At 67.4% G+C, this 16,927-nt stretch carries 13 protein-coding genes; 3 read left to right on the forward strand and 10 right to left on the reverse strand.

The window, feature by feature from the left end:
* Positions 1 to 174: PspC domain-containing protein (locus tag P2Q66_RS10625; RefSeq protein WP_275727928.1), on the forward strand; the 174-nt coding region annotated here is incomplete at its 5' end.
* A gap of 39 nt (positions 175 to 213) precedes the next feature.
* Here P2Q66_RS10625 and P2Q66_RS10630 read toward each other — a convergent pair.
* From P2Q66_RS10630 to P2Q66_RS10640, 3 genes are read right to left on the reverse strand one after another with little or no spacing between them, the layout of a single operon-like run.
* Complete coding sequence (locus P2Q66_RS10630) at positions 214 to 1,776, reverse strand: FAD-dependent oxidoreductase (RefSeq protein ID WP_275727902.1); 1,563 nt, start codon at positions 1,774 to 1,776, stop codon at positions 214 to 216.
* Complete coding sequence (locus P2Q66_RS10635) at positions 1,773 to 4,001, reverse strand: molybdopterin oxidoreductase family protein (protein WP_275727903.1); 2,229 nt, start codon at positions 3,999 to 4,001, stop codon at positions 1,773 to 1,775. Before P2Q66_RS10635 ends, P2Q66_RS10630 begins: the two co-directional genes overlap by 4 nt.
* A 1-nt stretch (position 4,002) precedes the next feature.
* The gene (locus P2Q66_RS10640; RefSeq protein ID WP_275727904.1) at positions 4,003 to 5,478 is read right to left on the reverse strand and encodes an MFS transporter; all 1,476 of its coding nucleotides are present in this window, start codon (positions 5,476 to 5,478) and stop codon (positions 4,003 to 4,005) included.
* A gap of 276 nt (positions 5,479 to 5,754) precedes the next feature.
* Between P2Q66_RS10640 and P2Q66_RS10645 the strand changes: the two genes are divergently transcribed.
* Complete coding sequence (locus tag P2Q66_RS10645) at positions 5,755 to 7,167, forward strand: MFS transporter (protein WP_079595625.1); 1,413 nt, start codon at positions 5,755 to 5,757, stop codon at positions 7,165 to 7,167.
* 147 nt (positions 7,168 to 7,314) lie between these two features.
* On the opposite strand, the gene P2Q66_RS10650 is transcribed toward P2Q66_RS10645, so the two are convergent.
* From P2Q66_RS10650 to P2Q66_RS10675, 6 genes are all read right to left on the reverse strand, one after another.
* Positions 7,315 to 8,046: a glutamine amidotransferase gene (locus tag P2Q66_RS10650; protein ID WP_275727907.1), complete on the reverse strand. Its 732-nt coding sequence runs from the start codon at positions 8,044 to 8,046 to the stop codon at positions 7,315 to 7,317.
* A gap of 83 nt (positions 8,047 to 8,129) precedes the next feature.
* Positions 8,130 to 8,567, reverse strand: coding sequence for a nuclear transport factor 2 family protein (locus tag P2Q66_RS10655; protein ID WP_079595623.1), 438 nt, complete (start codon positions 8,565 to 8,567; stop codon positions 8,130 to 8,132).
* An 18-nt stretch (positions 8,568 to 8,585) separates the two neighbouring features.
* A complete protein-coding gene (locus tag P2Q66_RS10660) occupies positions 8,586 to 10,397 on the reverse strand; it encodes a biotin carboxylase N-terminal domain-containing protein (RefSeq protein ID WP_275727911.1) in 1,812 nt (603 codons plus the stop codon).
* Between the two features lie 130 nt (positions 10,398 to 10,527).
* Positions 10,528 to 11,175: a nucleoside triphosphate pyrophosphatase gene (locus tag P2Q66_RS10665; protein WP_275727913.1), complete on the reverse strand. Its 648-nt coding sequence runs from the start codon at positions 11,173 to 11,175 to the stop codon at positions 10,528 to 10,530.
* Between the two features lie 28 nt (positions 11,176 to 11,203).
* The gene (locus tag P2Q66_RS10670; protein ID WP_275727914.1) at positions 11,204 to 13,726 is read right to left on the reverse strand and encodes an MMPL family transporter; all 2,523 of its coding nucleotides are present in this window, start codon (positions 13,724 to 13,726) and stop codon (positions 11,204 to 11,206) included.
* A gap of 17 nt (positions 13,727 to 13,743) precedes the next feature.
* Positions 13,744 to 14,460 carry a TetR/AcrR family transcriptional regulator gene (locus tag P2Q66_RS10675; protein WP_079595619.1) on the reverse strand — a complete coding sequence of 239 codons (717 nt, stop codon included), beginning with the start codon at positions 14,458 to 14,460 and terminating at the stop codon, positions 13,744 to 13,746.
* Between the two features lie 165 nt (positions 14,461 to 14,625).
* Between P2Q66_RS10675 and P2Q66_RS10680 the strand changes: the two genes are divergently transcribed.
* Positions 14,626 to 15,183, forward strand: coding sequence for a hypothetical protein (locus P2Q66_RS10680; RefSeq protein ID WP_275727917.1), 558 nt, complete (start codon positions 14,626 to 14,628; stop codon positions 15,181 to 15,183).
* An 87-nt stretch (positions 15,184 to 15,270) separates the two neighbouring features.
* Here the strand turns inward: P2Q66_RS10680 and P2Q66_RS10685 are convergent, their stop codons facing one another.
* Positions 15,271 to 16,707 (reverse strand): dicarboxylate/amino acid:cation symporter, encoded by a 1,437-nt coding sequence (locus P2Q66_RS10685; RefSeq protein WP_115524312.1) that lies wholly within the window; start codon positions 16,705 to 16,707, stop codon positions 15,271 to 15,273.
* Positions 16,708 to 16,927: the final 220 nt, after the last annotated feature.

Genomic DNA, 16,927 nt, shown 5'->3' on the forward strand with positions numbered 1-16,927 from the left:
CTTGAACGGCCCCGCCGCGGAAAGATGATCGGCGGGGTCTGCGCGGCCCTTTCTGCCCGGTTCGGCCTCCCGAAATTCCTGGTCAGGCTGGGCTTCGTGATCTTCGGCCTGGTGGGGATCGGCGAGCTGGTCTACATCGCGCTGTGGATCATCATTCCAAAGGCTCCGGTGTAAGAGCCCCGGTTTCGACAGGCTCAACCACCGGGGGCCTGGTTAGGCGGCCGAGACCGCCCGGAAGTGTTTTTCGATGAGCCCCTTGATGTCCTCGTGGCAGCCGCCGCAGCCGGTGCCGGCACGGGTTGCCTTGGATACCTCGGAAACGGTGGAGCAGCCGTCCTCGACCGCTCCCTGGATCGCCGCCCCGCTGACGCCTGCGCACCGGCAAACGGTGCTCTGCGGGTCGGCAGCCCCGGCACCGGGCAGCCCGTCCGGCCCATCGAGGCGCAGGAGCAGTGACCGGTCCGCGGGCAGCTCGGCGGAACGCTCGAAGAGCCCCACCAGCTCGGCCGCCGTGCGCGGCATTCCCACCGACACCAGGCCCTCCAGCACGCCGCCGCGGGTGGTCATCTTCACGTAGCGGCCGTGCTCCGGATCCGCCCACTGGGCGATCTGCAGGCGCGGCCGCCCGTTCACTGCACCCGCAGTCAGGACTTCCTCGTCCCACGGCTCGGCGCTGTTGTCCCCGGCCACTGCCATGTTCATGCCGCGCGCCTTGAGGACGATCACGCCGGGCTGCTCAGCAGGCAGTTCCGGCAGCAGGTCAGCGTCCTCCACGGCGCCTGCAACGAGGAGGCCCAGGTACTCACCCAGCCATTCAGCCTGGCGCCAGCCCGGCCCCACCAGGCCGGAGGGGCCCTTCGCGTTGCGGCAGGCTGCACACTCCGGATCCGGGCAGCGCACCTCCGCGCAGTCGCCGATGGCAAATATGTGCGGTTCGTGATGCGCCCGGAGCCGGTGGTCCACCAGGATCCCGGCGGATGTGGACAGTCCGCAGCCTTCGGCGAGTTCGGTGCGGGGACGAACCCCGCACGAGATGACCAGGAGGTCCCCGTCAATCGCCGAACCGTCGTCGAGCAGCAGAGCCGAGAAGCCGCCGTCGGGGGCGTTGTGCTCAACCCCGGTGGACCGCGCGTTGCCGGCCATCCGGACGCCGCAGCGCCGCAGCCCTGCGGCCAGGACGGCCCCGCCGCCGCGGTCGATGTTGCGTCCCAGCGGGTGCGGGCCGTTGTGCACAACGGTGACGGTGGCACCTTCCTCGGCCGCGGCAAGGGCTGTCTCCAGGCCGAGGACGCCGCCGCCCAGGACCACCACGCGCTTGCGGCCGTCCACGGCCTGCCGCAGCACATCCGCGTCGCGGAGGTCGCGGAGCGCCGTCACACCCGCCGGAAGGACAGGGGAGACGGGGTCGGGGTTGATGCCGGTGAGGTTGGGGATCACCGGACGGGAACCGGTGGCGAAGACCAGCCGGTCGTAATGGGCGGTGGAACCGTCGGACAGGAGGACCTGCTGCCGGGCGCGGTCCACGCGGCGGACGCGGACACCCAGGCGGACGTCAACACCGTCGGCGGCCAGTGCGTCTGCGTCGGAGAGTGCCAGCGCGTCAGCGGTGGTGCGTCCCACCCCGAGATCGGCCACGAGGACGCGGTTGTACGCGGCTTCCGCTTCTTCTCCGACCACTGTCAGGCGGGCGTGTCCGGCGCGCACGGCCGGCAGCAGTTCGTCCACCAGCCGGGCCGCCACGGGCCCGAATCCCACAATGACAATCTGCTCGCTCATGAGGCCTCCGTCGTTTGAAGCACGTTGCTGGAAACGGGAACGGCCACGGGCCGTACCCAAACCTTGTTGAACTTGAACTCGGGCATCCCGGAAACGGGGTCCGTGGCGGCCTCCGTCAGGCGGTTGGCGCTTTCGAGTTCGGGGAAGTGGAAGGGCAGGAAGACCGTCTCGGGGCGGATGGCCGTGCTCAGCTCGGCCCGGCACACCACCTCGCCGCGCTCGTTGGCCAAGGACACCAGGGAACCGGCGGTGATACCCATAGCTTCCGCTGCCGCCGGGTGGATCTGCATCTGTGCTTCCGGCTGTGATGCCAGGAGTTCGGTCACCCGGCGGGTCTGGGCGCCGGACTGGTAGTGCTCCAGGAGCCGGCCGGTGATGAGGGTCATGGTTTTAGCGGCCGGGTCCGGATTGGCAGCGGGGGTACGACGGCGGCGCGGCGTCACCGGGGTCATCACGGCTTTGCCGTCGGGGTGCGCAAAGCGGTCCTGGAACAGCCGCGGCGTTCCGGTGCTGCCCGCGGGGTAGGGCCAGTAGGCGGCCTCTCCCCGGTCGAGCATGGCGTAGTCGATGCCGGAGTAGTCGGCGAGCCCGCCGGCGGAGGCCAGCCGGAGTTCCTCGAAGACGGTTTCCGGGTCTTCACTGTAGCTGGAGGGGGCGTTGAGGGCCTCCGCCAAACGTGCCATGATCCACAGCTCGCTGCGGGCACCGGCCGGCGGTGTCAGGGCCCGGCGGCGGCGCAGGACGCGGCCCTCGAGGTTGGTCAGCGTGCCCTCCTCCTCGGCCCACTGGAGGACGGGAAGGATAAGGTCGGCCTCGGCGGCGGTCTCGGACATAAAGAAATCGCAGACCATCAGGAAGTCCAGGCTGCGCAGGCCGTCGATTACGGCGTTGGCGTCGGGGGAGGCCACCGCGATGTTGGAGGCGTGGACAAAAAGGCAGCGGACGCCGTCGGGCTTTCCCAGGGACTTCAGGAGCTGTACGGCCGGCAGCCCGGGCCCCGGGATCAGTTCTTCCGGAACGCCCCACACTCTGGCCACATGGGCGCGGGCGGCGGGATCGGTGATCTTGCGATAGCCGGGCAGCTGGTCCGCCTTCTGGCCGTGCTCGCGGCCGCCCTGGCCGTTGCCCTGGCCGGTGAGCGTACCATAGCCGCTGCGGGCAGAGCCCGGCAGGCCCAGCAGGAGGCTGAGGTTGATGGCGGCGGTGGCGGTGTCGGTGCCGTCGATGTGCTGTTCCACGCCCCGGCCGGTAAGGATGTAGCTGCCGCCCTGGCGGGCTCCCGCTGCCAGCCGGCGGGCGGTTTCCCGGATGAGTTCGGCCGGGACGCCGGTGAGGGACTGGACACGTTCCGGCCAGAAGGAGTTGACGCTGCGGACTACGGCGCTGTAGCCCGAGGTGCGCTCCTCGATAAAGGCAGTGTCCACCAGGTTCTCGTGGATGACCACATGGGAGATGCCCAGCAGCAGGGTGAGATCGGTGCCCGGCAGGGGCTGGAGGTGGAGGCCGCCGCCGTCGGCCGTAAAGGCCGCGGTGGCGGAACGGCGCGGATCCACCACGATCAGCCCGCCGGCGTCGCGCGTTCCCTTGAGGTGCTGCACGAAGGGCGGCATGGTTTCGGCCACGTTGGAGCCGAGCATCATGATGGTGGAGGCCGTGTCCAGGGCTTCCAGCGGGAAGGGGAGGCCGCGGTCCACGCCAAAGGCCCGCATCCCGGCCGCGGCGGCTGAGGACATGCAGAAACGGCCGTTGTAGTCGATGCGGGACGTGCCGAGGGCCAGCCGGGCAAATTTGCCGAGCATGTAGGCCTTCTCGTTGGTGAGTCCGCCGCCGCCAAAAACGCCGACGGCGTCCGCGCCGTAGCGTGCGCGGGCATCCTTCACGGCGGACACGGCGAGGTCCAAAGCCTGCTCCCAGCTGATGGGGCGGTGGACGCCGTCCGGGCCCTTCAACAGGGGCTCGGTGATCCTGCCCGGGTGGTTGAGCAGCGTTGCGGAGGTCCAGCCCTTGCGGCACAACCCGCCGCGGTTGGTGGGGAAGTCGCGTCCCTGGACCTCGAGGAGGGCGGCAGGGGCAGCGGGAGCCGCGCCGGGGGACGCCGGGGCAGGCAGTGCAGTCACGGGGACTGGCCCCGGCTGGGTAGCCGGGGCCAGTTCCGCTGGAGACGTGAGCGTCATGGCGCACTGCAGGGCGCAGTAAGGGCAGTGCGTGTCGGCGCTTTTGGTCATGTTAGACGTGTCCCATCGCATTTCGGTTGGCGTTGCGGATGTAGCAGAACCAGCAGACAGCCAGCATCAGGACGTATGCCCCAACGAAACCGTAGAAGGCCGGTGTGTAGGAGCCGCTGGCCGTGTTGGAGGCGTTCAGGACCTGCGGGATGACGAATCCGCCGTAGGCACCGATCGCGGAGATCAGGCCGAGGGCCGAGGACGCCAGCCGCTGGGTTGCCACCGAGCTTGCACCCTTGCGGGCGGCGCGGCTGGAGGTGGCGAAGATGACCGGGATCATGCGGTAGGTTGCTCCGTTTCCGAAGCCGCTGGCGGTGAACAGCATCAGGAACAGGACCAGGAAGAGCCAGAAGTTCTTCAGCGGCAGGGTCCAGATCATGGTCAGCGTGATCACGGCCATGGAGGCAAAGGCTGCGACCGTCATCCGCGCGCCGCCCATGCGGTCTGCCATGCGTCCGCCGTAGGGTCGGGCCAGCGAGCCGACCAGGGGGCCGAGGAAGGCGAGTGAGAGGGCAACGGTTCCGACGCCGATGGAGGAGAACTCGGGGAAGTAGTCCTTGATGAGCTTGGGGAACACACCGGCGAAGCCGATGAAGGAGCCGAACGTGCCGATGTAGAGCAGCGCCATGATCCACAGGTGCGGTTCCTTGATGGCGGCCACCGAACCGGCGATGTCGCCCTTGGCGCTGGTGAGGTTGTCCATGAACTTGTAGGCGCCGAACGCCGCGATCAGGATCAGCGGAACCCACATCCAGCCGGCCAGGGGCAGGTTGACGGTCCCGGCGGCCAGCAGGGTGATGGCAATGGGCACGGCGAGCTGCGCGACGGCGGCCCCCATGTTTCCGCCGGCGGCGTTCAGGCCCAGGGCCCAGCCTTTTTCACGGGCGGGGTAGAAGAACGTGATGTTGGCCATGGAGCTGGCGAAGTTGCCGCCGCCGAAGCCCGCCAGCGCTGCCACGAGCAGCATGACGCCGAACGGCGTTTCCGGGTTGGAGACGCAGAGTGCCAGGCCGACGGAGGGGATCAGGAGCAGCAGGGCGGAGACAATGGTCCAGTTGCGGCCGCCGAAGCGGGGGACCATGAAGGTGTAGGGGATGCGGAGCGTCGCGCCCACCAGGCTGGGCATCGAGATGAGCCAGAAGATTTCCGACGTGGTGAAGGTGAACCCGGCCGTGGGGAGCTGGACCACCACGATGGACCAGAGCTGCCAGACGACGAAGCCGAGGAATTCGGCGAAGATGGACCAGTTCAGGTTGCGGCGGGCGATGGTGCGGCCGGCGGATTCCCACTGTTCCTTGTTCTCGGCATCCCAGTTGGCGATCCAGCGGCCGGGGCGGAATTCAAGGACGGGGGCGTCTGTGGTGCGGGTAGAGCCGGGCTGTGCGCTGGCGGATGCGGCAACGGTTTCCGGGGCCTGTGCATCGTCAAGGTCCAGGGAATTGCCGGTGCCGGCATCAGCGGTGCGGTCAACAGTCACGGGTTACCTCCTTCGGGGGGATGTTGTTCCTCCACGGTAGGTAGGGCGCGTTTCACGGACCGACGCCGTGTGTTAACGCGCTGTGACATTTGCCTATCGGCGCCTTTTGGCAGCCGTTAGGCAGGAGTAGGGTGACAAAAACGAGACACACGGCACAGGTCCGCATGCTGGACCTTTCGTCCATTGACTGGACCGCGGGAACTAATATTGAACTCTAACTATTTCGAGCCGGGGGCAATGCCAGCCTCCGGCCGGTTCTAGCGAAAGCGTTTACCTATGTCATCCACCGATACGTCCACGGTGCCCGGTTCGCCCCAGCCGGTGAACTCGCGCGGCCGCGTGATCGTTGCCAGCCTGATCGGCACCACGGTCGAGTTTTACGACTTCTACGTCTATGCCACTGCCGCGGTGCTCGTGTTCCCGCAGCTGTTCTTCCCCAACCAGAACGAGACAACCCAGCTGCTGAGCTCCTTCGCAGTGTTCGGCGTTGCCTTCATCGCCCGCCCGCTCGGCTCCATCGTTTTCGGGCACTTCGGCGACAAGTTCGGCCGCAAAGGCACCCTGGTGGCCTCGCTGCTGACAATGGGTATCGCCACCTTCCTGATCGGCTGCCTGCCCACCGCGCTGGTGCCGGGCTGGGAATTCTGGGCTCCGGCCCTGCTGGTGGTCATGCGGTTTGCCCAGGGCCTGGCACTGGGTGGCGAATGGAGCGGGGCCGCCCTGCTGGCCACCGAGAACGCGCCCGCCAACAAGCGGGCCATCTACGGAACCTTCCCGCAGCTGGGCGCGCCGATCGGTTTCATCATCGCGAACGTCATCTTCCTTGTCTTCAGCTACGCCCTGTCGCCGGCTGACTTCCAGGCCTGGGGCTGGCGCGTGCCGTTCCTGCTCAGCGCCGTTATGGTGATCATCGGCCTCTACGTCCGCCTCAAGCTCATCGAGACGCCCGCCTTCACCAAGGTCCTCGAGTCCAACGAGGTGGCCAAGCTGCCGCTGGGCCGCGTCTTCAAGACGAGCTGGCGCCAGCTGATCCTGGGCACGTTCATCATGCTCGCCACCTACGTGCTCTTCTACCTGATGACCACGTTCACCCTGACCTACGGCACCCGGCCGGCCAGCCTCGAGGCTGCCAGGGCCGCCGCCGAAAAGGCCGGAAAGCCGATGACGGAGGCCGCCGCGGCTGCCTTCGTTCCCGGCCTGGGCTACACCCGCAACGACTTCCTCTGGATGCTGATCGCCGGCGTCGTGTTCTTCGGTATCTTCACGCTGGTCTCCGGACCGCTGGCCGAAAAGTACGGCCGGCGCAAGATGCTGCTCGCTGTTACCGGCGGCATCTTCATCTTCGGCCTGCTGTTCGTCCCGCTGTTCAGCGGCGGCTTCGTGGGGACCATGGCCCTGCTGGTCATCGGTTTCTCCCTGATGGGACTCACCTTCGGGCCCATGGGTGCGCTGCTGCCAGAGCTGTTCCCCACAAACGTCCGGTACACCGGGTCCGCTGTCAGCTACAACTTCTCCAGCATCCTGGGTGCTGCGGTTGCGCCGTTCATCGCCGTGGCGCTGTGGGAAATGGCCGACGGCAGCCCCGTCCTGGTGGGCATCTACCTCACCGCCATGGCCGTGCTGACCCTCATTGCCCTGTTCGTCAGCAAGGAAACCCGCGACCTGGACTACGAAAACAACGTGGCCTGACGCATTCCGCGCGTTCCAGCCCACTTGGTGGCTGAGGTGCCCGGCACGATCCCCGTATCCGCGGGGATTGTGCCGGGCATTTTCCTGTCCGGGAGGCAGTAAGCGGGCAGAAACCGGGCAGGAAGGTACGACGGCGGGGCGGCGCAGCTAGAGCGCGTAGCGCGCCACGAAGTTCCGCAGCACGTTCATGGGCTCGGTGACGGTGAACTGCCGGGCACTGTCCATCAGCTCCTCCGCCGACTCCGGAGGGAAGTAGCCGGCGTGCCGGTAGATGTCGATACGGGTCACAAGCCCGTCAACGTCCAGCTCAGGATGGAACTGGGTGGCATACAGGTTGCTCCGGATCCGGAACACCTGCACCGGGCAGGCCGCGGACCTGGCCAGCAGCACTGCCTGCGGCGGCAAGGTGGTGCAGGCCTCCTTATGCCCGGTGAAGGCCGTGAAGGTACGCGGCATCCCTTTCAGTACCGGGTCCGCGAGGCCTGCCTCCGTCAGCTCGATCTCCACGCCGCCCAACGGTTCGCCGTAGGTCCGGTCGATGACGGCGCCCTGGTGGGTACCCAGGGTTCCCACCCCGTAGCAGGCTCCCAGGAACGGAAAGTCCTGTGCCACCAGCCGGTTCAGGAGCCCCGACAGTTCGCGTTCCACCCGGTGTTGCACCCGGCTCTTCTGCTCCGGAGGGTCGCTGGACGTGAAGGGGCTGCCGCCGACAATCACACCGGAGTAATCGGACAGCTCAATGTCAGGCAGCGGGCCCGCCTCCAGCCGGACCCTGTGCAGTTCCCGCGGCTGCAGCCCGCCGTACCGGAGGTAGGCGGCGTACTCGTCTTCGGCTGCGGCATCCTCGGCACGCGAGGCCAGGAGCAGGAAAGGCAACATCTGCTAAGTGTGCCCCGCCCGCCGGATCCTGTCAGCAGCTTGCCGGGCTGCCAGGGCAGTCCGGCACCTGCCGGCGGTTTGCGTCAGGAAGCGGCGGGCTGGGTCAGCGACCGGCGGGACTGGGGCCGGGCAGCCGGATCGGCATGCCGGTGCACCAGCTTCCAGTAGCCTTCCTCGCGCCGGAAGATGCTGGTCACGCGAAGTGCGAACTCCTCCACGGCCCCACCGTCCAGGCGGGCGCGGAAGTGTTCGGTTTCCACGAGGTAGGCGGTGTCCCGTGCGGTGTAGGACGTGATGGTGTCGAACCCGAGCATCTCACCGTCCTGGAACTGGCGGGCTGCCTGGTCCAGCCGGGCCTCCACCTGCGCCCAGCCCCGTGCGATGCCGCCGAACGGGTTCGCCAGGGTGACGTCGTCGAGCTGTGAATACAACTCCTTGATGGGCGCGGGGTTGCCGCGGGTGATTTCGGGGACCGCCAGGTGGTAGCGGTCCACTTCTTCCTGAAAGCTGGGTGCGAGCATGGGAGCCTCCGGGCCTGTCTAGTCTTCGATGGTGGCGATGACGGCACCGGCGGACACGGTCTCACCGGCAGTTGCCGTGAGGCCGGTGATGGTGCCGGAACGGTGCGCCGTCAGCGGCTGTTCCATCTTCATGGCTTCCAGGACCACTACCAGGTCTCCCTCGGCCACGGTCTCTCCCTCAGCCACTGCCACCTTCACGATGGTGCCCTGCATGGGGGATGTGAGGGCGTTGCCGGTGGCGGCTGCCGTGCCGCCCGAGCGGATACGCTTCTTGGATTTGCCGGGCTTGGCGGCAGCGGGAGCACCGCTTCCAACCGATCCCAGCGAAGCGGGCAGCACCACTTCGAGGCGTTTGCCGCCAACTTCGACCACCACGCGCTGGCGGTCCTCGGCGGCATCCTCCGCGCCGGTGCCGGCGTCGGGGGCCCAGGGGGCCAGGTTGTTCACGAATTCGGTTTCGATCCAGCGGGTGTGGACCTTGAAGGGACCTTCGGCGGGGGCAAACGCCGGATCGGACACAACGGCAAGATCGAACGGGATGACGGTGGGGATGCCTTCGACCACCACCTCGTCCAATGCCCGGCGGGACCGCTCCAGTGCCTGTTTCCGGCTGGCGCCGGTCACGATGAGCTTGGACAGCATGGAGTCGAAGTTGCCGCTGATCACGTCACCCTGCTCGATGCCGGAATCGATGCGGATGCCGGGGCCGGTGGGGTTCTTGAGGACGCGGATGGTGCCCGGGGCGGGCATGAAGTTCCGGCCCGGGTCCTCGCCGGTGATGCGGAACTCGAAGGAGTGGCCGCGCACCTCGGGGTCGCCGTAGCCGAGTTCCTCGCCGCGTGCCAGCCGGAACTGCTCGCGGACCAGGTCGATGCCGGTGACTTCCTCGGAGACGCAGTGCTCCACCTGGAGGCGGGTGTTCACTTCGAGGAAGGAGATGGTGCCGTCCTGGCCCACCAGGAATTCGCAGGTGCCGGCGCCCAGGTAGCCGGCCTCCTTCAGGATGGCCTTGGAGGATTCGTAGAGCCGGCGGTTCTGGTCCTCGGTGAGGAACGGGGCGGGGGCTTCCTCCACCAGTTTCTGGTTGCGGCGCTGCAGTGAGCAGTCTCGCGTTGAGACCACCACCACGTTGCCGTAGGCGTCGGCCAGGCACTGCGTTTCCACGTGGCGCGGTGCGTCCAGGAAGCGCTCGATGAAGCACTCGCCGCGGCCGAAGGCGGCAGTGGCTTCACGGACGGCCGATTCGTAAAGTTCGGGGATTTCTTCCCGCGTGCGGGCCACCTTGATGCCGCGGCCGCCGCCGCCGAACGCTGCCTTGATGGCGACGGGCAGCCCGTGCCGGTCCACGAAGGCCAGGATTTCGTCGGCCGTCTCGACGGGGTCGGCAGTGCCGGGAACCAGGGGAGCGCCCACCTTTTCGGCGATGTGGCGCGCCTGGACCTTGTCGCCCAGGGCCGAGATGGCTTCGGGGGACGGTCCGATCCACGTAATGCCGGCCTCGATTACCCGGGCGGCGAACTGGGCATTTTCTGCCAGGAAGCCGTAGCCGGGGTGGATGGCGTCCGCACCTGACTGGCGGGCGGCGTCGATGATCTTGTCCATCACCAGGTACGACTCGGCGGCGGTGTTGCCGCCCAGGGCGTAAGCCTCGTCAGCAAGGCGGACGTGCAGGGCGTCGCGGTCCGGGTCGGCGTAGACAGCCACGGACGCGATGCCTTCATCGCGTGCCGCCCGGATGATGCGGACGGCGATTTCTCCGCGGTTGGCGATCAGCACCTTTGTGAGGGTCGACTGCGTGGGACCTGCGGACTGCTCAAAATTTGCTGACAAGGCGTCTCCTTCTTTCCTTCAGGGAGCCTAGCGCGGTTTTGAGGGTTCCGCCGATATTACTTGCGGAATCCGCGTGTAAAGCGCCAATGCTTTGTAGGGAAGCTACAAGACGAGCCGAAAAGGGGACGTTTTACTGCGCGGCCCACAGGTCCGTGATGCGCACGTTCGCGGAGGCGAGGAGGCCGCGGAGGGTGGAGACGGAAAGTCCGACGACGGCGTGCGGGTCGCCATCGACCTTCCGGATGAAGGCCCCGCCCAGGCCGTCGATGGTGAAGGATCCGGCGCAGTGCAGCGGTTCGCCGGTGGCGATGTAGGCGTCGATCTCCGCCGGTTCCATCTCCAGGAAGGAGACCTCGGCGGAGGCGACCGTTCCCAGCGTGGCACCGGAGCCCGGCTCCCCGCCGTCGTCGTCGGGATCCGTGTCCCGGCAGTCCACCAGCCAGTGCCCCGTGTGCAGGACCCCGGCATTGCCGCTCATCCGGAGCATGCGCTCGCGCGCGACGGCGGCCGTGTACGGCTTGCCGTGCGCCTCGCCGTCGAACTCGAAGACGGAGTCGCACCCCAGCACCAGCGCCCCCTCGGCCTCCGGCAGCGCGGCCACCGCCTCAGCCTTCGCCCGGGCCAGCAGCAGCGCGGTGTCGTGCGGATCGGTGACGCCGTAGCGTGCCTGCACGGCGTCCTCGTCCACGTCCGACACCAGAACCGAATGCTGGATGCCGGCCTCGGCCAGGAGCTTGGTGCGGGCGGGGGACTGGGAAGCGAGAATCAGGCGGAGCACGGTTCCAGCCTAATTGACGGGCGCCGGCCTAGTGGACCAGTGCCCCGGACGCGGGAGCGGATTCGGCGCGGTTGAGCTTGGCGCCCTCCACATCCACGTCCGGCAGGATCCGGTCCAGCCAGCGCGGCAGCCACCAGGACTTTTCGCCCAGCAGGTACATCACGGCCGGGACGATGGTCATGCGCACCACGAAGGCATCGAGCAGCACGCCGAACGCCATCGCGAAGCCCAGCGGCCGGACCATGGTCAGGTGGCTGAAGATGAAGCCGGCGAACACGCTCACCATGATGATCGCGGCGGCCGTCACCACGGCGGCGGCGTGGCGGAAGCCCACCCGGACGGCCTCCTTGGCGGACGAGCCGTGCATGTAGGCCTCACGCATGCCCGAGGCGATGAACACCTGGTAGTCCATGGCCAGGCCGAACAGCACGCCGATCAGGATGATGGGCAGGAAGCTCAGCACAGCGCCGGGGTTGGCGACGTCGAAGACGTTCCCCAGCCAGCCCCACTGGTACACGGCCACCACGGCACCGAACGCGGCGGCGAGGGAGAGCAGGAACCCGCCGGTGGCGAGCAGCGGCACCACGATGGAGCGGAACACGAGCAGCAGCAGGATCAGGGAAAGGCCGACGACGATCGCCAGGTACGGCGGCAGGGCGTCACCAAGTTTCGTGGAGACGTCCACGTTGCCGGCCGTCTGCCCCGTCAGGCCCATGGCAACACCGTATTCAGATTGGATCTCATCATTGAGCCCGCGCAGTTCCGAGACCACCTGGACGGTGCTGGCGCTGGCCGGGCCTTCCTTGGGGATGACCTGGAAAACGGCGGTCCGGCGGTCCTCGCTGAGCGCGACGGGAACGGCCGCCACCACGTTGTCCACCGCACGGAGCTTGTCGGCGACGTCGTACTGCAGGGCCTGCGCCTGGGCCTCGTCAAGGTTGGCGGGGAATTCGCCCACGGCAACGATGGGCCCGGTGACGCCTTCGCCAAAGCTGCGGGCTGTCAGGTCATAGGCCTGGTAGGCCTCGGACTCCACGGGTTCCGATCCGCCGTCGGGCAATGCAAGCTGCAGTTGGGTGGCCGGCAGGGCCAGGGTGCCCAGCAGCACAATGCCCGCGATCAGCGCCATCACGGGGTGGCGCGTGACCAGGCCGCCCCAGCCGTGTGTGCTGCGCTCGCGGTCCGTGGCCTCGTCCGCTGCCTCGTGGCCGGGCTCGGCGTTGTGCGCTTCGGCTTTCGCCCAGGCCCGCCGGGAGATGATGCGCCTGCCGATCAGGGACAGCATGGCCGGGGTCAGCGTGATGGCCACCAGGACCGCTACCGCCACGGTTCCGGCGGCAGCGAGGCCCATGACGGCAAGGAAGGGAAGGCCGGGGACCACAAGCGCCGCCAGGGCGATGATGACGGTGAGGCCGGCGAAGACCACGGCATTGCCTGAGGTGCCGGTGGCACGCGCTACCGACTCCTCCGGATCCATTCCTGCAAGGAGCTGGGTCCGGTGCCGGTTCACGATGAACAGGGAGTAGTCGATTCCCACGGCGAGGCCGAGCATCAGGGCCAGCATGGGGGAGATGGAGCTCATGTCGAAAAGGCCGGAGAGGGCGAACGTAATTCCGACGCCCACACCCACGCCGACCACCGCCATCAGCAGCGGGAGCCCGGCGGCGATCAGGGTGCCCAGCATAATGATCAGGACCAGGGCCGCCACAGCGATACCGATGATCTCGGCGGCACCGAAGAGCTCGGAAATGTCCTCGGTGATTTCCTTGCTGGCCAGCGCCGTGACGCCCGCGGCGGACGTTTCGTGGGCGATGTCCTGGACCTCGTGCCGGACCTCCGGGCTGAGCCCGTTAATGGAGGTGTTGAACTGCACCTGCGCGACTGCCGCGCGGCCGTCTTCGGAAACGAACCGGATGGCCGACGACGCCTCCGCCTGGCGCTTGCCCAGCTCAAGCCTGGCTTTGTTGGCCTCCAGTTCCCGGGCGCCGGCGTCGAGCCTTGCCTGGCCTTCCGCCAGCCCGGCTTTTTGCTGCCCCAACTGTGCCTCGATGAGTGCAGCAGGGGCGCCGGCCGCAACGAGCTGCTGCTCGGCTGCGGCGAGCCGCGCCGCCCCGGCCTCCAGCTCTGTCCGGGAGGCGGCCAGCTGGGCCTCGCCGGCGGCGAGCTGCTGTCCGCCGTCGGTGATGGCCTGCGCTGCCTGGTCCACCTGGGCCTGGGTGGCGAACGGATCCACCGTGCCCCGGACGTCCGGCAGGGTCTCAAGTTTCTTGAGCGCATCGGTGACGGCGGTGCGGCTCTCCTCGGTAAAGCCGCCTTCGGGCGCCTCGAAGACGATCGTTGCGGTGCCGCCGGATGCCGAGGGCAGCTCCTCCTTCAGCTTGTCCGCGATCCGCTGCGTCTCCGTGCCCGGGATCTGGAAGTTATTGGACAAAGTGCCGTGGAAGGCCGCGGCGGAGCCGCCCACGGCCACAAGCGCCGCGAGCCAAAGCGAGATGACCAGCCAGCGCCGGCGGTAGGAGAACTTGCCAAGGCGGTAAAGGAGCAGTGCCATGTGGGGAGCCGATCTGGTCAGGAGGAACGGGAGTCTGTTGGGGTGGCGGATCCAGTGGATACCGGGGAGCGTGGCGTGGATTTGAGCTGCGGGCCATTGAAGCCGGCACCCAGCAGCGCCATGGCGTCGATGAGCAGCTGCCGCAGGTCCGCGAGGGATGCCGGTGAGAGGTCTGGTCCGCGGCGGCTGAACCAGACCTCCATTGCGGCCTTGCCGCAGGAGATGACCGACCCAGCCAGGGCATGGATATACAGGTCATCCTGTTCGCCGCGGTTGCCGGCAACGCGCTCGCGGGCCACGGCAAACACCTGCGCCCTGCAGTGGTCCCACGCTTCAAGTTCGGTATGTGACATGAGCGGACTCTGCTGGGTCAGGGTGAATAGTTCCGCCAGCGGCGCCACGGCCTTGGGGTCGGCGAGGGCCATCAGGGCCGCCTGCGCCGACTCAAGCATGGGTTCATCCGCCGGCCGGAGCCGCAGCTGCTGGATGGCAATGTCGAGGAAGCCGTGGACGATGGAGGCCAGTGCGGCATCGGTGCTGCTGAAATAGTTGAAGAAGGTCCTGCGCGATATCCCTGCGGCCTCGGCGATGTCCTCAGCAGTGAAGTTCCCTGGGCCCTTTGCGCGCAGCAGCCCCAAAGCGGCGTCGGTAATGGCCTGGCGCGTGGCGGCTTTGTTCAGCTCCCGGCGGGAAGGGACCGCGGCAGCTTCGGCTGTTGGAGGGGACGTCGTCACGCTTTTACACTACGTGCAAGTTTGCACTCTGGGCAAGTTTTGATTCACAGGAGAATGAAAGGTTCCCGACAGCCTGTCCAGAACCTGCTCCCGGAAGCTTGGAATGCCTCGAAGGAGGCGCACCAACAGCAGCCGTCACCGACGGCGGATCCAGGAGACAAGACAATGTCACGCACAAAGAAAATGACCCTCGGCCTGTCAGCCACCGCGCTGGCCCTTGGCGCCGGAATCGGAGTCGCCGGCATGGCCTCCGCAACCACTACCCCCACTCCCGCCCCGAGTGCCAGTTCCAGCGCCTCGACGGACGGCACCACCACGCCCGGCGGGATGGGAAAGCACGGTGGCCGCGGCGGCGAGCGGGGTGCGGCCCAGGCGTCCGCGCTCGCGGCGAAGCTTGGGGTGGAGGAAGCAAAGGTTACCGAGGCGCTGCAGGCGTTCCGGGAGGCCAACAAGCCCACCACGGCGCTGGCTGACGGCGCAAAGCCGGATGCAGCCACCAGGGACGCCGCACTGGCGAAGTCTCTGGCCGCTGCGCTGGGTATTGAGGAATTCAAGGTCACCGCTGCGCTGGAGGAGCTTCGCAGTGAAAAGCAGGCAGAGAAGGCTGCCGCTTTGAAGACGCGCCTGGACCAGGCCGTCGCGGACGGGAAGCTGACCCAGGCCGAAGCTGATGCCGTCACCAAGGCGGTGGAGAACGGTGTGATCGGCGGAGCCGGACGCTGATTCTTCCGGGCCGGTAAAGCCGCAGGCACAAAAAAGTCCCCGGGAACCGTCAGGTTCCCGGGGACTTTCTGCAGCCAAGACTGGCGGCTAGGCCTTTACATCCTGCAGTTCGCGGGGTGCGGTGTCAGTGGACGTGCCGTCCGACGGTGCGCCGGCAGCGTCGCTGTCGTCCACGAACGGGGTGCCGTTGCGGGGTGCGTTGTACAGCGACTCGTCCAGGATGCCCTGGCGCTTGGCCACAATCGTGGGGACCAGTGCCTGGCCTGCGACGTTGACCGCGGTGCGGCCCATGTCCAGGATCGGGTCGATGGCCAGCAGCAGTCCGACGCCGGCCAGCGGCAGTCCCAGCGTGGAGAGCGTCAGCGTGAGCATCACGACCGCGCCGGTGGTTCCCGCAGTGGCAGCGGAGCCAAGGACGGAAACCAGGGCGATCAGCAGGTACTGGCTGAAGTCGAGCTGGATGCCGAAGAACTGGGCCACGAAGATGGCGGAGATGGCCGGGTAGATGGCTGCGCAGCCGTCCATCTTGGTGGTGGCGCCCAGCGGCACGGCGAAGGAGGCGTAGGCGCGGGGGACGCCCAGGCTGCGTTCGGTGACGCGCTGCGTGAGCGGCAGCGTGCCAATGGAGGAACGGGAGACGAAGGCCAGCTGGACTGCGGGCCAGACGCCGGAGAAGTACTGCTTGACGGAGAGGCCGTGGGTCCGGACCAGGATGGGGTAGACCGCGAAGATCACCAGGGCGAGTCCAACGTAGATGGCGAAGGTGAACTTGCCCAGCGAGCCGATGGTGTCCCAGCCGTAGACGGCAACCGCGTTGCCGATGAGGCCAACAGTGCCCAGCGGAGCGATGCGGATGATCCACCAGAGCACCTTCTGGATGACGGCCAGGGCAGAGGCGTTGAGGGTCAGGAACGGCTCCGCGGCCTTGCCGACCTTAAGGGCGGCGACGCCCACGGCAATGGCGATCACCAGGATCTGCAGGACATTGAAGCTGACCGACGTGGTGACGGCACCGGACTCAGCCACTGTGGAGCTTGCACCCAGCCCCAGGAAGTTCTTGGGGAACAGACCGATCAGGAAGGCCCACCAGTCGCCCACTTTGCTGGGCGCTTCGCCTTCGCCGGTGATGCCGGTGTTGGCGCCGGGCTGCAGGAGGACGCCCAGGCCGATGCCGATCAGCACGGCGATCAGCGAGGTGATGGCGAACCAGAGCAGGGTATTCCACGCCAGCTTCGCGGCGTTGGACACCTGGCGGAGGTTGGAGATGGAGCTGACGACGGCCGTGAAGATCAGGGGAACGACGGCGGTCTGCAGCAGGGACACGTAGCTGGAGCCGATGGTCTGCAGCGTTGCGCCGAGGCCGTTAGGGCTGGCCTTGGTACTGCCGGTGTACTTGGCCAGCAGGCCGAGTCCGAGGCCGACGATGAGGGCGGCGATGATCTGGAAGCCGAACGAGCCGGCCCATTTGGGCAGCTGGAAGCCGGTCTTTCCTGCGGGGGAGGGGGTGCTTGTCTGAGTGCTCACCCGAATACGTTAGGTCCGTCCCGCATATCACGACGAACGAACATTGAGAAATATTACGCGCCCCAAATTCTGACACCTATAGAAGATCCGCGCAAAATCAAGGGTTCCGGCCCGCTTTGTTACTTATTCCAGCCAAGGATGTGGCATATCTCTCCTGCCAGCAAGGCAAAAGGCCCGGCGTGGGTGCCTTCCGGCAGCTTGCTCCCCACCGGCTCCCTAG

Source organism: Arthrobacter sp. Cr_A7 (genome assembly GCF_029222765.1).
Taxonomy (GTDB): Bacteria; Actinomycetota; Actinomycetes; order Actinomycetales; family Micrococcaceae; genus Arthrobacter.

What these genes read in the sequence shown, in the direction of transcription:
- P2Q66_RS10630 (WP_275727902.1), bottom strand. Translation starts at nt 1,776, where the DNA reads ATGAGCGAGCAGATTGTCATTGTGGGATTCGGGCCCGTGGCGGCCCGG.
- P2Q66_RS10635 (WP_275727903.1), bottom strand. Translation starts at nt 4,001, where the DNA reads ATGACCAAAAGCGCCGACACGCACTGCCCTTACTGCGCCCTGCAGTGC.
- P2Q66_RS10680 (WP_275727917.1), top strand. Translation starts at nt 14,626, where the DNA reads ATGTCACGCACAAAGAAAATGACCCTCGGCCTGTCAGCCACCGCGCTG.
- P2Q66_RS10650 (WP_275727907.1), bottom strand. Translation starts at nt 8,046, where the DNA reads ATGTTGCCTTTCCTGCTCCTGGCCTCGCGTGCCGAGGATGCCGCAGCC.
- P2Q66_RS10655 (WP_079595623.1), bottom strand. Translation starts at nt 8,567, where the DNA reads ATGCTCGCACCCAGCTTTCAGGAAGAAGTGGACCGCTACCACCTGGCG.
- P2Q66_RS10645 (WP_079595625.1), top strand. Translation starts at nt 5,755, where the DNA reads ATGTCATCCACCGATACGTCCACGGTGCCCGGTTCGCCCCAGCCGGTG.
- P2Q66_RS10670 (WP_275727914.1), bottom strand. Translation starts at nt 13,726, where the DNA reads ATGGCACTGCTCCTTTACCGCCTTGGCAAGTTCTCCTACCGCCGGCGC.